Raw genomic sequence first — 12979 nt, forward strand, 5'->3', positions numbered from 1 at the left:
GCTCCGACCCGTGTGAACGGGGCCGGGGCACAAGCTGCTTGTGGGCCTGACCGTGCTGGACGACATCCCGGCACCGGCCTTCCACGAGCGTGGCGCGGCTCTCCTGACGGGGCCGCCCGTTTCCGAAAACCCGTACCGAAAGGCACTGCGATGTCGATCACGGCAGAGCGCAAGACCGCGCTGATCAAGGAATACGCGACCGGCGGCAAGGACACCGGTTCTCCGGAGGTCCAGGTGGCGATCCTCACCGAGCGGATCACCAACCTCACCGGCCACTTCAAGACCCACAGCAAGGACAACCATTCCCGCCGCGGCCTCCTGAAGATGGTTTCGCAGCGCCGCTCGCTGCTCGACTACGTCAAGCGCAAGGACGAGGCCCGCTACCGCAGCCTCATCGAGCGTCTCGGCATCCGCCGCTAAACACGGCGCTCACGCGGTTCCGGGCCCGGCCCGGGACCGCGTTTTGACAGTTCGGGTTGCCGGAATGGGTTCGGCCACTCGAAAACCCGGGCGACTTGAAGGCGGATGCGTCGGGGACAGGATCGCGGGGGGCACGGTGCGCGGCGCCCCCCGCCATCTTGCCCCTGACGGCGCCGGGTTCGCCCGACCGCAGGAAGGCTAGACATATGTTTGATATCCAACGCGAAGAGCTGATGTGGGGCGACCGCAAGCTCGTCCTCGAGACGGGCAAGGTGGCCCGCCAGGCCGACGGTTCCGTCATGGCGACCTACGGCGAGACCTCGGTGCTCGCCACCGTGGTGTCCGGCAAGGAGCCTAAGGCCGGCATCGACTTCCTCCCCCTCACGGTGAACTATCAGGAGCGCGCCTACGCCGCCGGCCGCATCCCCGGCGGCTACTTCAAGCGCGAGGGTCGGCCCAGCGAGAAGGAGACCCTGGTCTCCCGCCTCATTGATCGCCCGATCCGCCCCCTCTTCGTCGAGGGCTGGCGCAACGACACCCAGGTCGTCGTCACCGTCCTGACCCACGACCTTGAGAACGATCCCGACATCCTCGCGATGGTCGCCGCTTCCGCCGCCCTGACCCTGTCGGGCGTGCCCTTCATGGGCCCGATCGGCGCCGCCCGTGTCGGCTATGCCAACGGCCAGTACAGCCTCAACCCGCTGGTGGCCGACCTCGAGGCCTCGACCCTCGATCTCGTCGTCGCCGGCACCCAGGATGCCGTCCTGATGGTCGAGTCCGAGGCGAAGGAACTCGACGAGGAGATCATGCTCGGCGCCGTGATGTTCGGCCACAAGCATTTCCAGCCGGTCATCGAGGCGATCATCCGTCTGGCCGAGAAGGCCGCCAAGGAGCCCCGCAATTTCCAGGCTCCCGAGAACGGCGACGTGGAGCAGGCCGTCCTCGACGTGTGCGAGTCCGATCTGCGCGCTGCCTACAAGAACACCGTCAAGCAGGAGCGCTACGCCGCTGTCGACGCCGTCAAGGCGAAGGTGATGGCCGCCCTCTGCCCTGCCGAGGGCGAGGCGAAGTTCCCGGCCGAGAAGGTCAAGGCCGCGTTCAAGGAAGCGCAGTCCAAGGTCGTGCGCTGGAACATCCTCGACACCGGCTCGCGCATCGACGGCCGCGACGTGCGCACCGTGCGCCCGATCGAATCCCAGGTCGGCGTGCTGCCCCGCGCTCACGGCTCGTCGCTGTTCACCCGCGGCGAGACCCAGGCCCTCGTGGTCGCCACCCTCGGCACCGGCGAGGACGAGCAGTTCATTGACGCGTTGGAAGGCACCTACAAGGAGACCTTCCTGCTGCACTACAACTTCCCCCCCTACTCGGTGGGCGAGACCGGCCGCATGGGCTCCCCGGGCCGCCGCGAGATCGGCCATGGCAAGCTCGCTTGGCGCGCCGTGCATCCCGTGCTGCCGCCGGCCCACGAGTTCCCGTACACGATCCGCGTCGTGTCCGAGATCACCGAGTCCAACGGCTCCTCCTCGATGGCCTCCGTCTGCGGCGCCTCGCTGTCGCTGATGGATGCCGGCGTGCCCCTGCGCCGTCCGGTGGCGGGCATCGCTATGGGCCTCATCCTCGAGGGTGAGCGCTACGCCGTGCTGTCCGACATCCTCGGCGACGAGGACCACCTCGGCGACATGGACTTCAAGGTGGCGGGCACGGAAGCCGGCATCACCTCGCTGCAGATGGACATCAAGATCGCGGGCATCACCGAAGAGATCATGAAGGTCGCCCTGCACCAGGCGCAGGAAGGCCGCGTCCACATCCTCGGCGAGATGGCCAAGGCCCTGACCGACGCCCGTCCCGAGCTCGGCGAGTACGCACCGCGCATCGAGACCATGCAGATCCCCACCGACAAGATCCGGGAAGTGATCGGCACCGGCGGCAAGGTGATCCGCGAGATCGTCGAAAAGACCGGCGCCAAGATCAACATCGACGACACCGGCACGGTGAAGATCGCTTCCAGCGACGGCAAGGCCATCAAGGCCGCCTACAACTGGATCCGCTCCATCGTGGCGGAAGCCGAAGTTGGCATGATCTATGACGGCACCGTCGTGAAGACGATGGAGTTCGGTGCCTTCGTGAACTTCTTCGGCGCCAAGGACGGCCTCGTCCACATCTCGGAGCTCGCCGCCCAGCGGGTCGCCAAGGTGACGGACGTCGTCAAGGAAGGCCAGAAGGTCAAGGTCAAGTTCCTCGGCCAGGACGATCGCGGCAAGATCCGCCTGTCCATGAAGGTGGTCGACCAGGAGACCGGCGAAGACCTCACCGAGAAGCTCAAGGCCGAGCGCAACGCCGAGCAGGACCGCGCCCGCGGACCCCGCCAGGAGGCGTAAGCTTCAGCCTGAGCCGGGTGCGCGAGCGCCCGGCGATGGTCCGAAACGAGAAAGAGCGCGGTCCCGCCAGGGCCGCGCTCTCTATCGTTCGGAGGAACGGCCTCGGCCCCGGACCGACTGAAGTTCAGGCCGCCCGCTCGCGCAGGTGGGCGATCAGTGCCGCGGCGGCGCTGCCAGGGTCGCGATCGTTCCAGATCGTGCACGCGGCTTCGATCGGGACGACGCGCTCGAGGCGGCTGCGCAGATCACCGTCCTCGGGCCGGGCGCGGGCCGCCAGGCGCTGGGCGAGCACGTCGGACGCGGCCGTAATGGCGACGACGCCGACATGCGGCAAGGTCCGCCGAGCCTCGTCAACGATCCGGCGGGAGACGTTGCAGACCACCACCCGTCCGGCCCAGGCCTGCTCCACGGTCTCGGAGGGGATCGCGTAGCCCAGGCCATGGGCCCGCCAGTGCAGAGCGAAGGCACCGGAGGCGGCGCCCGCGGAAAAGGCCTCCTCCGTGAGGGCGACGTTGTCCTCGTGGGCCGAGGGCGCCCGGGTGATGAGGCGGCGCGGGAAGACGAAGCGGGGATCGCCGGCGAGCGCGTCCCGCGCCAGCCGCAACAGGGTGTCCTTGCCGGCCCCGCTCGGGCCGACCACGAGGGCGAAGCCGCCGGGCATCACACCACCCGCTCGCCGGCGCGCCAGACCTGGCGCACGACCGGCACGCCCCGGGCGAGGCGGACCCGGACGAGATCGGCGCGCAGGCCCGATTCCAGTCGGCCGCGATCGGTCAGGCCGGTGGCGCGGGCCGGATTGGCCGTCACGGTGGCGATGGCGTCAGGCAGGCTGATGCCGGGCACGCGCTCGGACAGGCCGAAAGCGGCCATCAGCAGACTTGCCGGCACGTAGTCCGAGGACAGGATGCTGAGGATACCGGCCTCCGCCAGGGTATGAGCCGCGACGTTGCCCGAATGCGAGCCGCCCCGGATCAGATTGGGTGCCCCCATCATCACGGTGATGCCGGCCGCGTGCGACGCCTCGGCCGCCTCCAGGGTGGTGGGGAATTCGGCGAGCGCCACCGACTCGTCGCGCGACAGCGCCACGTCGGCCAGCGTGGTGTCGTCGTGGCTGGCAAGCGGGATGCCGCGTTCGCGAGCCAGCGCCACCAGGGCGGGCCGGTTCACGGCGTTGAGGGCATGGCCGTCGCGCATCTTGCGCTCGGTGCTGAGCTTGATCTCCTCCAGGGAGCGACCGCCGCGCCCGGCATAGACGTAGTACTTGGCCACATCGCGGAACTGACGCTGGCCCGGCGTATGGTCCATCAGCGACAGCAGGCCGATGGCATAGCGCTCGGCGAAGGCGCGCACGGTCCCGACCACGTCGGTGGAGGGAATCTCGCAGCGCAGATGGGTGCGGTGCTCGGACCGGAACAGGTCCGCACCTTGGGCTTCCGCCAGGGCGGCAGCCAGAAGCTCCAGTTCGGTGCCGAGGCCGCTGCCGTCCGGATCGGTGCCGGCCCGCAGCGAATCGAACACCGTGGTGATGCCGGACGCCGCGATCTGGGCATCGTAGGCCAGCACCGCCCCGAGGGGATGCCAGCGCACGCCGGGGCGCGGGGCGTAGTGGCTCTCCAGATGGTCGGTGTGGAGTTCGACGAGGCCCGGGATGATGGTGTCGCCCGCGCAGTCGAGGCCGCGCTCGGGCGCGCGCCCGGTGCCGATCTCGGCGATGCGCCCGTCGACCGCCGCGAGCCAGCCGGTCTCGACCCGGTCGGGCAGAACCAGGCGCGCGTTCTCGAGAATTTCGACCCGGTCCGTCATGCTTGCCTGTTCCCGCTTCATGCCGCCGTCGCTCCGCGGAAGGCGGCGACGTCGACGATCCGGGTCGCCACCGCCTCGCGCACGTCCGCATCGTGGAAGATGCCGAGGATGGCGGTGCCGGCGGCGCGCTTCTCGGCGATGAGGTCCACCACGACGGCACGGTTCTGCGCGTCGAGGGAGGCCGTCGGCTCGTCCATGAGGAGGATCGGCCGCTCGGCGATGAGGCCGCGGGCGATGTTCACCCGCTGCTGCTCGCCCCCCGAGAATGTGGCGGGAGGCAGGGCCCACAGGCGCTCAGGCAGGTTGAGACGGGCTAGGAGGTCGCCCGCCCGGATGCGGGCCGCCTCGGGGCCGAGGCCGCCCTCGCGGCCGGCGGCCTCCACCACGGCGCGGGCGCTGACGCGGGGAATCACCCGAAGGAACTGCGAGACGTAGGACAGGGTGGTGCGGCGAAGGCCCAGGATCTCACGCGGTGCGGCCGTGACGAGGTCGACGATGCGCTCGCGATCGCGGACCCGGATGGCGCCGGCAGCGCAGCGGTAATTGCCGTAAGCCATCTTGAGGAGCGAGGACTTGCCCGCCCCCGAGGCGCCGCCGAGCACGACGCACTCGCCCGGATGGACCGCCAGGGTGGCGTCGGCGATCACCGGCAGCACGGCGCCGCCGCGCAGATGCAGGGTGAAGCTCTTGGCCACGTTGTCGAAAACCAGGAGGGGCATCGTTGCGTGACGCGTCATGCGGCGAGCACCGAGGAGACGAGGAGCTGGGTGTAGGCGGCCTGGGGGTCGTCCAGGACCTGGTCGGTCAGACCGGTCTCGATCACCCGGCCCGCGCGCATGACGAGGACGCGGTGCGAGAGCAGGCGCGCCACGGCGAGGTCGTGGGTGACGATGATCACCGCGAGGCCGAGCTCGGCCACCAGACCCCGGATCATATCGAGGAGGCGGGCCTGGACCGAGACGTCGAGGCCCGAGGTCGGCTCGTCCATGAGCACGAGACGGGGCGCGGTGACGAGGTTGCGGGCGATCTGCAGGCGCTGGCGCATACCGCCGGAGAAGCGCGTCGGCGGATCGTCGACCCGGTCGGGGGCGATCTCGACGCGGGCGAGCCAGTCGAGGGCGGTGGCGCGGATGCGGCCGTAATGGCGGTCGCCCACCCCCATCAGGCGCTCGCCGACATTGCCGCCGGCGGAGACCGCCATGCGCAGGCCCTGGGTGGCGTCCTGGCGCACGAAGCCCCAATCCGTGCGCATCAGCGCGCGTCGGTCGACCACGCTCAACGCGTCGAGGTCACGCGTTTCGCCGTCGCGCATGCGGTAGGACACCGAGCCCGCATCGGCCGCGACCTCGCCGGCGATGAGCGACAGCAGGGTCGACTTGCCGGAGCCCGATTCGCCGACCACTGCCAGGACCTCGCCGGGGTCGAGGCTGAAGCCGATGCCGTCGCAGGCGAGGCGCCGGCCGTAGCGCTTGGTCAGGCCTTCGACGGTCAGGAGCGGTTCCATCACGCGGCCTCTCCGGTATGGCCGTCGGCGCGGCAGGTCTCGTCACGGCGGGTCTCAACACGGCGGGTCTCGCAATGATCGGTGTCCGAGCAGACGAACATCCGGCCGCCGGCATCGTCGAGGACGACCTCGTCGAGATAGACGCCTTCGGCGCCGCACAAGGCGCAGGGGCGGTCGAAGCTCTGGACCCGGAACGGATGGTCCTCGAAGTCGAGGCTGCGCACCCGGGTGTAGGGCGGGATCGCGTAGATGCGCTTCTCGCGCCCGGCTCCGAAGAGCTGGAGGGCGGGGCAGTCGTCCATCTTGGGGTTGTCGAATTTCGGCGTCGGGGAGGGGTCCATCACGTAGCGCCCGGCCACCTCCACCGGGTAGGCGTAGGTGGTGGCGATGTGGCCGTGGCGGGCGATGTCCTCGTAGAGCTTGACGTGCATCAGGCCGTATTCGGCCAACGCGTGGAGCTGGCGCGTCTCGGTCTCGCGCGGCTCGAGGAAGCGCAAGGGCTCGGGGATCGGCACCTGGTAGACGAGGACCTGACCCTCGGCGAGCGGCGCTTCCGGGATGCGGTGGCGGGTCTGGATCACGGTGGCCTCCGCCGTGCGGGTCGTGGTGGCGATGCCCGCGGTGGCGGTGAAGAAGCGCCGGATCGAGACCGCGTTGGTGGTGTCGTCGGCGCCCTGGTCGATCACCTTGAGGACGTCCGCGGCGCCCAGGATCGCGGCGGTGACCTGCACGCCGCCGGTGCCCCAGCCGTAGGGCATCGGCATCTCGCGGGCGGCGAAGGGCACCTGGTAGCCGGGGATCGCGATGGCCTTGAGGATGGCCCGGCGGATCATCCGCTTCGTCCCCTCGTCGAGATAGGCGAAGTTGTAGCCGGTGCCGGCCGAGACCGTGACGGAGACGGGACCTTGCGGGTTCATTCGGCGGCCTCCGGCCAGGCGGATTCGTCCGGGACCGAATCGGCCGCCCGGGCGGCATGCTCGGCGCGCAGGCGCCGGACGAGATCGAGTTCGGCCTGGAAATCGACGTAGTGCGGCAGCTTCATGTGCTCGACGAAGCCCGTCGCCTGCAGGCTGTCGCAATGGGCCAGCACGAATTCCTGGTCCTGGGCCGGCACCACCACGGGCTCGCCGAGCTCGGCGGCCCGGAGCGAGCGGTCCACCAGGGCCATCGCCATGGCCTTGCGCTCGCCCTGGCCGAAGACGAGGCCGTAGCCCCGGGTGAACTGCGGCGGCACCGCATCGCTGCCGTGGAACTGGTTGATCATCTGGCACTCGGTCAGATCGACCGCGCCGAGGCAGACCGGGAAGCCCAGCTCTTCCGGCGTGAATTCGAGCGCCACCGCCCCGACCCGGATCTCGCCGACGAAGGGGTGGGTGCGGCCGTAGCCGCGCTGCGTCGAGTAGCCGAGCGCCAGGATGAAGCCCTCGTCGCCCCGCGCCAGCCCCTGAAGGCGGACGGCCCGATCGGCGGGGTAGTCCACCGGCTCGCGGGTGAGGTCGCCGACGGGGGCGCCCGCGTCCGGGGGCGAGGGCTCGAGCAGCCCGGCCTGACCGAGGAGGTCGGTGACCCGTGGGCAGACGGCGGCGTCGGCCTCCGGCTCGGCCTCGGCGGCCGGCACCGGATCGGCGCCGTCACCCAGGGCGAAATCCACGAGGCGGTGGGTGTAGTCGAAGGTCGGACCCAGCACCTGCCCGCCGGGCAGATCCTTGAAGGTGGCGGAGATGCGCCGCGTCAGCGTCATCGCGCCGGTGTCGACGGGCGCGGTGGCGCCGAAGCGCGGCAGCGTGGTGCGGTAGGCCCGCACCAGGAACACCGCCTCGACCACGTCGCCCCGGGCCTGCTTGAGGGCGAGGGCGGCGAGATCCGGATCGTAGAGCGAGCCCTCGGTCATCACCCGGTCGACCAGGAGGCGCATCTGCTCGCGGATCTGCGCCACGCCGAGATCGGGCACCGCCGGGTCGCCGCGCCGGGCCTCGGCCAGGAGCCGGTGAGCGTTGTCGATGGCGGCTTCGCCGCCCTTCACGGCTACGTACATGGGGACATCTCCGGGGCGACGGGACGGGTCGAGCGCGGGAGGCCGGCAAGGGACCCGGGGGCGACGAACAGGAGATCGAGGCCCAGGGGGAAGGCCGCATGGTTCGCGGCCCAGCGCGACGCCCAGTCGGCGGGCAGGGGCGACGCGTCGAACGATACGGTGCCGCGGATGCCCGGCCCCGCGAAGGCGGGGCCGCCTTCGTCGGACAGGGTCTCGACGGCGAGAATCAGCGTGGCGGAGGCATCCGGGTAGGCGGGGGTACCGGGCGCAAAGTCCGTGAAGGCCGGGCAACGGGCCGGATCGGCGATCAGCGCGAAGGCGGCCCGATCCGGCGCGTCGACGAGCGGCGCCCCGGTGTGGAAGCGCAGGAAGGCGGCGACCGCCGGCTCGGCCCGGAGCGGTGCATCGAGCCAGACCGGCGTGTCGGCGTCGATGAGCGCCAGGGCCAGCGCCGCGAGTTCCGGCGTGAGCGGCGCCGGGGGCACCAGGGCGGTGGCCAGGGGGCGGAGGCGGCCGGGCCGGCTCAAGGCCTCCATCGCGGCGCGGAACACTGCCTGCCCCTCATGGACGGGATCGGCGAAGCCGCGGGCAAGAGTCCGAGTTTGGGAAAGAGTCTCGGCCTGGGTCTTGGCAAGGGCCTGGGTGTGAGTCTGAGCCATCAATCCTCTCCCCGCGCCAGGGTGAAGAAGTTCACCCGCGTCGCCGCGACCTTGCGGGCGGCCTGCGCCGCAGCCTCCGCCCGGCGTTCGGCGATGGCGGCCAGGGCCGCATCGAGGGCGGGCCGTGCCTCCGGGCGCTGCCAATGGGCATCCACGATGGCGGCGAGGCGGGCGCGGTCCCGGTCGCGGCCGAGATGGTAGGCGAAGCCGGTCTCGCCGCCGGGCAGGCGCACCGCCGCCCGGGTTACCGTGGCCTCGCCGGCGTTGAAGGGCCGGCCGTCGCCGCCGATTCGGCCGCGCACCATGACCAGTCCGGTCTCCGGCCGGCGCAGATCCTCGGCCACCGGGTTCGCGCCGGCCTGCGCCAGGGCCGCGTGCAGTTCGTCCAGGTTGGCCTGTCCGGCCCGAGCCATCGCGCGTTGCCGGGCGGCGGGGTCTGGCATCGGGAGCTCAGGTGGTGTTTGGCTGGCGCTCGGCATCGATCGGTCTCCAAACCTGTCTATACGTCTAGACAAGCGGATGAGCGAACGCAAGGGCTTTCGAGGACGTCATGCGGGTAATTCGTGCGAGCCATCCATGAATGAGGTGCGCGACACCGGCGTGACGGCCCTCCAGCGGGGCGCCGGCCTGGCGGCCTGGCGGCAGATCGCCGACGCTCTGGCGGAGGAGATCCGAAGCGGGGTCTTCGCCGCCGGGGGGCAACTGCCCTCGGAATCGGCGCTCGCCGCGCGCTTCGGCGTGAACCGGCACACGGTGCGCCGGGCGCTGGGCGTGCTTGCCGAGGGCGGGCTGGTCCGCACCACGCAGGGCAGGGGCAGCTTCGTGGAGCAGGGGCCGATCCCCTATCCGATCGGCCCGCGCACCCGATTCTCGGAGATCGTCTCGCGCACCGGCCGCGAGGCCTGGGGCGACCTGATCGCCGCCGCGACCGTGCCGGCCGATGCGGGCTGGGCCGAGGCCCTGGCGATCGCCCCCGGCGTCCCGATCCTCGAACTGCGGACCGTGCACCGCGCCGACGGCGCGCCGATCTCGACGGCCCGCACCTGTCTGCCGCTGCCGCGCTTTGCCGGATTCGACGCGGCCTACGCCGCCAGCGGTTCGATCACCCGGGCGTATGCGGAGTTCGGGGTCGCCGATTACACCCGGCTCTCGACCCGGATCGGCGCCCGCCCCGCCGAGGCGGAGGAGGCGGCGCGCCTCGACATCGCCCCCGGCCGCACCCTCATCGCCCTGTCGAGCGTGAACGTGGACGGGGCGGGCCTTCGCATCCAGGCCACCCGCAGCCTGTTCGCCGCCGACCGGGTGGAACTGGTGGTGGAGTGATCGTCGCCTGCGTGGCGCCTACGATCGTCACGCCTCTCGACGCGACGCGGCCCTCCTCCGAGCGGATCTCGGGCCTTCCCGCGATCCGCCGGGTCACCCAACCACCCCCACTCCTGACCTCTCCCCACAAGGGGGAGAGCGACGCGTCGCGCTTCTTAAAACGTGGTCGAGCTTCCCAAAACGTGGATGTGTGAGTCCGCCCGGCGAGGAAGCGAGGTCTGGCTGGCACCCTCCGAGGCGATCAGCCGAATGTCGGATCGGACGGATTCGGGAGCTGGCGGTGGCCTGCGTCCCCGTATCCGCCGGCCCGATGCATCCCTGCCGGGGGGCTCGGCGTTCCGCTTGTCGCGCGCGACCGGCGCGCCGTCGTCGAGAGGAACCAAGCGGACCCATGGAGAGCGGACCCATGGAGAGCGGACCCGTGGAGAGCGGACCCGTGGAGCGCGACTGCGTCGTCATCGGCATCCACGGCCTGGCGAACAAGCCGCCCGCAGACGAGAAGACGCGCTGGTGGAAGGCGGCGGTCAGCGAGGGCCTCGCGCGCAACCAGGGCCTCGCCGAGCCTGCCTTCCGGTTCGAGTTCGTCTACTGGGCCGACCTCCGCTACGACGCGCCCCTGTCCGAGGACGGCAACCGCGAGCCGTACCGGCCCTATGACGGGACGGGGCCGCTGCCCGACGGGGACGCGGCGCCGGTGCTCACCGCCAACGCCGTGCTGGCGCCGATCTATGCCGGGATCGATGCGGTCGAGGAGGCGACCGGCCTCACCCTCGTGGACGACGTGATCCTGGAGCATCGCTTCGACGACCTCTGGCACTACCACGCCGAGCGGGACTTCGCCCGCCGGGTCCGGGCGCGGCTGAGCGAGCGCCTGAAGGCGTTCCGCAGCCATCGCATCCTGCTGGTGGCGCACTCGATGGGATCGGTCATCGCCTACGACGTCTTGCGGATGCTGGAGCGGGAAGACCCCGCCCTGCGCATCGACCACCTCGTCACGGCGGCCTCGCCCCTGGGTCTGGCGAAGGTGAAGCTCAAGTTCGAGGGCGAGCACGGCCCGCTCCGCGTGCCGAACAACGTCGCGGCCTGGACGAACCTGGCCGATGGCGAGGACGTGGTCGCCATCATGGGGTCCCTGGGTACGGACTACGCTGCCAGCGAACGCGGCGTCGGCGTCGCGGACCAGCGGGTCGTCAACGGCTATCGGCGCCCCGACGGGACGCCGAACCCGCACAAGTCCTACGGCTATCTCCGGACGCCCGAATTCTCGGGGATCGCCGCGCGTTTCGTCGCCGACCGACCGGAGGCCGTATTGCCTGCCGGGGAAGGGGAGGGCCCCGCAGCACAGAAGAGGCCGCCCGCGATGCAGGAGGACGCGGAGAGGAACGCGGGCATGACGGCCCTCGCTCAGACGGACGGCCCGGCCGCGACCTTGCCCCAGTTCGGCAGGGGGAAGGCCCGATCGTAGGCGAGATTGAAGACGAAGGCGTAGGCCACGTAGAAGGCCGCGATCGCCAGATCCATGAAGAAGGCCTCCATCAGGCCGATGCCGAGGTACCAGGCGATCGGCGGCAGCAGGATCATCAGCAGGCCCGCCTCGAACAGCACGGCATGCCCCACCCGCAGCAGGAGACTCTTGCGGGTGTGCCCGGTCAGCCGCTGCATCGCCCGGTCGAAGCCGAGATTGTAGACGTAGTTCCAGGCCGTCGCGATCAGGGCGCTGCCGATGCCGATCACCCCCATGTCGGAGGCGTGCAGGCCGAACAGCACGGTGCCGAGCGGGATCATCAGGGCCAGCCCGAACAGCTCGAACAGGAGGGCGTGGCGGATACGGTCACGGGTGCTGCGCATGAAGAGGTCTCGAAAAGCCGCGTTGGTTGCGGGTCTTCTATCTGCGATACCCGGTTCGACAAGTTAGTAGGTATCTGAGGATCAGATAGATGGCCGTCTCGCTCGATCAGCTCCAGGCTTTCGTGGCGGCGGCCGAGGCCGGGTCCTTCTCCGGCGCCGCCCGAATGCTGCAGAAGGCGCAGTCGGCCGTCAGCACCCAGGTGGCGAATCTTGAGGCCGATCTCGGGGTTACGCTGTTCAGCCGGGCGGGCCGCAACCCGGTGCTCACCCCGGCGGGGGAGCGGCTCCTGCTGGAGGCGCGGGTGGTGCTCGACCGGCGCGAGCACCTGATCGGCGTGGCCCGCAGCTTGGAGCAGCGGGTGGAAAACCGCCTCGTGGTGGCCATCGACGAGCTGTATCCGGAGCATGCCCTGGGCGCGCTCTTCGCCGACTTCGCCCGGCACTTTCCCTTCGTCGAACTCGAGCTGCTGTTCCCCCTGATGGAGGATGTCAGCCGCATGGTGCAGTCCGGCGCCGCCGATCTCGGGGTGATGTGGCGCCAGGAGGTGCTGCCCACGGAGCTTGGCTTCCAGACCATCGGCTGGGTGCCCCTCAAGCTCGTGTGCGGACGCGACCACCCGCTCGCCAAGGCGCGGGTGGAATGGGAGGAATTGAAGCGCCACCGCCAGATCCTGGTCGCCGCGCGCAGCGACGGGCCGGAGAAGCGCCGCCTGCGGGTGGCCGCCGAGGTGTGGTGGGTGGAGAGCCACTGGGTGATCCTGGAGCTGGTGAAGCACGGGATCGGCTGGGCCTTCGTCACCGACCACGTCATCGCCTCGTCGCTGACGGCGCCGTACCTCGTCACGCCGGACCTGCAGTTCGACGCGGGCGACTGGCCGATCGCCCTGGAACTGGTCTGGCACAAGCAGCGGCCCTGCGGCCCCGCCGCCGCCTGGCTGCGCGCGCGCTTCGCGGCCGAGCGGATCGGCCCCGTCTCGGGGGACGGCCTGCCGGGCTGACGGGGGAGGCC

14 protein-coding genes are annotated in these 12979 nt (G+C 70.7%); 5 read left to right on the forward strand and 9 right to left on the reverse strand.

The annotated features are described in order from the left end of the window. The first annotated feature begins 150 nt into the window (after positions 1–150). Together rpsO and pnp are read left to right on the forward strand one after the other, a co-directional pair. Entirely contained in the window at positions 151–420 is a 270-nt protein-coding gene (rpsO, locus tag ASF60_RS12955; RefSeq protein WP_056185264.1) for a 30S ribosomal protein S15, read from the forward strand. A 206-nt stretch (positions 421–626) separates the two neighbouring features. Beyond that, complete coding sequence (pnp, locus tag ASF60_RS12960; RefSeq protein ID WP_056185267.1) at positions 627–2798, forward strand: polyribonucleotide nucleotidyltransferase; 2172 nt, start codon at positions 627–629, stop codon at positions 2796–2798. Positions 2799–2922: 124 nt separating this feature from the next. On the opposite strand, the gene phnN is transcribed toward pnp, so the two are convergent. Genes phnN through phnG form a run of 8 tightly spaced genes read right to left on the reverse strand, consistent with a single transcriptional unit; the run spans position 2923 to position 9242 of the window. Further along, complete coding sequence (gene phnN / locus ASF60_RS12965; protein ID WP_200935907.1) at positions 2923–3459, reverse strand: phosphonate metabolism protein/1,5-bisphosphokinase (PRPP-forming) PhnN; 537 nt, start codon at positions 3457–3459, stop codon at positions 2923–2925. Then, a complete protein-coding gene (locus ASF60_RS12970; protein ID WP_443136759.1) occupies positions 3459–4622 on the reverse strand; it encodes an alpha-D-ribose 1-methylphosphonate 5-triphosphate diphosphatase in 1164 nt (387 codons plus the stop codon). The genes phnN and ASF60_RS12970 overlap by 1 nt, the downstream gene beginning before the upstream one ends. Next, positions 4619–5338, reverse strand: coding sequence for a phosphonate C-P lyase system protein PhnL (phnL, locus tag ASF60_RS12975; protein WP_056185272.1), 720 nt, complete (start codon positions 5336–5338; stop codon positions 4619–4621). Before phnL ends, ASF60_RS12970 begins: the two co-directional genes overlap by 4 nt. Continuing rightward, positions 5335–6105, reverse strand: a complete 771-nt coding sequence (gene phnK / locus ASF60_RS12980; protein ID WP_056185275.1) for a phosphonate C-P lyase system protein PhnK — start codon at positions 6103–6105, stop codon at positions 5335–5337. The genes phnL and phnK overlap by 4 nt, the downstream gene beginning before the upstream one ends. Then, positions 6105–7022 (reverse strand): alpha-D-ribose 1-methylphosphonate 5-phosphate C-P-lyase PhnJ, encoded by a 918-nt coding sequence (locus ASF60_RS12985; protein ID WP_056185278.1) that lies wholly within the window; start codon positions 7020–7022, stop codon positions 6105–6107. The genes phnK and ASF60_RS12985 overlap by 1 nt, the downstream gene beginning before the upstream one ends. Further along, positions 7019–8140, reverse strand: coding sequence for a carbon-phosphorus lyase complex subunit PhnI (locus ASF60_RS12990; RefSeq protein WP_056185280.1), 1122 nt, complete (start codon positions 8138–8140; stop codon positions 7019–7021). The genes ASF60_RS12985 and ASF60_RS12990 overlap by 4 nt, the downstream gene beginning before the upstream one ends. Further along, positions 8131–8799, reverse strand: a complete 669-nt coding sequence (phnH, locus tag ASF60_RS12995) for a phosphonate C-P lyase system protein PhnH (protein WP_082507939.1) — start codon at positions 8797–8799, stop codon at positions 8131–8133. Before phnH ends, ASF60_RS12990 begins: the two co-directional genes overlap by 10 nt. Further along, the gene (gene phnG, locus ASF60_RS13000) at positions 8799–9242 is read right to left on the reverse strand and encodes a phosphonate C-P lyase system protein PhnG (protein ID WP_082507940.1); all 444 of its coding nucleotides are present in this window, start codon (positions 9240–9242) and stop codon (positions 8799–8801) included. Before phnG ends, phnH begins: the two co-directional genes overlap by 1 nt. Before the next feature lie 133 nt (positions 9243–9375). Here phnG and phnF point away from each other — a divergent pair, with 133 nt between their 5' ends. Together phnF and ASF60_RS13010 are read left to right on the forward strand one after the other, a co-directional pair. After that, the gene (gene phnF, locus ASF60_RS13005) at positions 9376–10122 is read left to right on the forward strand and encodes a phosphonate metabolism transcriptional regulator PhnF (RefSeq protein ID WP_056185285.1); all 747 of its coding nucleotides are present in this window, start codon (positions 9376–9378) and stop codon (positions 10120–10122) included. 406 nt (positions 10123–10528) lie between these two features. After that, a complete protein-coding gene (locus tag ASF60_RS13010; protein WP_244478416.1) occupies positions 10529–11587 on the forward strand; it encodes a hypothetical protein in 1059 nt (352 codons plus the stop codon). On the opposite strand, the gene ASF60_RS13015 is transcribed toward ASF60_RS13010, so the two are convergent. Continuing rightward, on the reverse strand, positions 11527–11970 hold the full coding sequence (locus ASF60_RS13015; protein ID WP_056185288.1) for a PACE efflux transporter: 444 nt from the start codon (positions 11968–11970) through the stop codon (positions 11527–11529). The genes ASF60_RS13010 and ASF60_RS13015 overlap by 61 nt on opposite strands. A gap of 89 nt (positions 11971–12059) precedes the next feature. Here ASF60_RS13015 and ASF60_RS13020 point away from each other — a divergent pair, with 89 nt between their 5' ends. Continuing rightward, on the forward strand, positions 12060–12968 hold the full coding sequence (locus tag ASF60_RS13020) for a LysR family transcriptional regulator (RefSeq protein WP_056185292.1): 909 nt from the start codon (positions 12060–12062) through the stop codon (positions 12966–12968). Positions 12969–12979: the final 11 nt, after the last annotated feature.

Source organism: Methylobacterium sp. Leaf113 (assembly GCF_001423325.1).
Taxonomy (GTDB): domain Bacteria; phylum Pseudomonadota; class Alphaproteobacteria; order Rhizobiales; family Beijerinckiaceae; genus Methylobacterium.

Excerpts from the sequence above, each read along its gene's own strand:
- rpsO (WP_056185264.1), top strand. The coding sequence starts at position 151 with ATGTCGATCACGGCAGAGCGCAAGACCGCGCTGATCAAGGAATACGCG.
- pnp (WP_056185267.1), top strand. The coding sequence starts at position 627 with ATGTTTGATATCCAACGCGAAGAGCTGATGTGGGGCGACCGCAAGCTC.
- phnN (WP_200935907.1), bottom strand. The coding sequence starts at position 3,459 with ATGCCCGGCGGCTTCGCCCTCGTGGTCGGCCCGAGCGGGGCCGGCAAG.
- ASF60_RS12970 (WP_443136759.1), bottom strand. The coding sequence starts at position 4,622 with ATGAAGCGGGAACAGGCAAGCATGACGGACCGGGTCGAAATTCTCGAG.
- phnL (WP_056185272.1), bottom strand. The coding sequence starts at position 5,338 with ATGACGCGTCACGCAACGATGCCCCTCCTGGTTTTCGACAACGTGGCC.
- phnK (WP_056185275.1), bottom strand. The coding sequence starts at position 6,105 with ATGGAACCGCTCCTGACCGTCGAAGGCCTGACCAAGCGCTACGGCCGG.
- ASF60_RS12985 (WP_056185278.1), bottom strand. The coding sequence starts at position 7,022 with ATGAACCCGCAAGGTCCCGTCTCCGTCACGGTCTCGGCCGGCACCGGC.
- ASF60_RS12990 (WP_056185280.1), bottom strand. The coding sequence starts at position 8,140 with ATGTACGTAGCCGTGAAGGGCGGCGAAGCCGCCATCGACAACGCTCAC.
- phnH (WP_082507939.1), bottom strand. The coding sequence starts at position 8,799 with ATGGCTCAGACTCACACCCAGGCCCTTGCCAAGACCCAGGCCGAGACT.
- phnG (WP_082507940.1), bottom strand. The coding sequence starts at position 9,242 with ATGCCAGACCCCGCCGCCCGGCAACGCGCGATGGCTCGGGCCGGACAG.
- phnF (WP_056185285.1), top strand. The coding sequence starts at position 9,376 with ATGAATGAGGTGCGCGACACCGGCGTGACGGCCCTCCAGCGGGGCGCC.
- ASF60_RS13010 (WP_244478416.1), top strand. The coding sequence starts at position 10,529 with ATGGAGAGCGGACCCGTGGAGAGCGGACCCGTGGAGCGCGACTGCGTC.
- ASF60_RS13015 (WP_056185288.1), bottom strand. The coding sequence starts at position 11,970 with ATGCGCAGCACCCGTGACCGTATCCGCCACGCCCTCCTGTTCGAGCTG.
- ASF60_RS13020 (WP_056185292.1), top strand. The coding sequence starts at position 12,060 with ATGGCCGTCTCGCTCGATCAGCTCCAGGCTTTCGTGGCGGCGGCCGAG.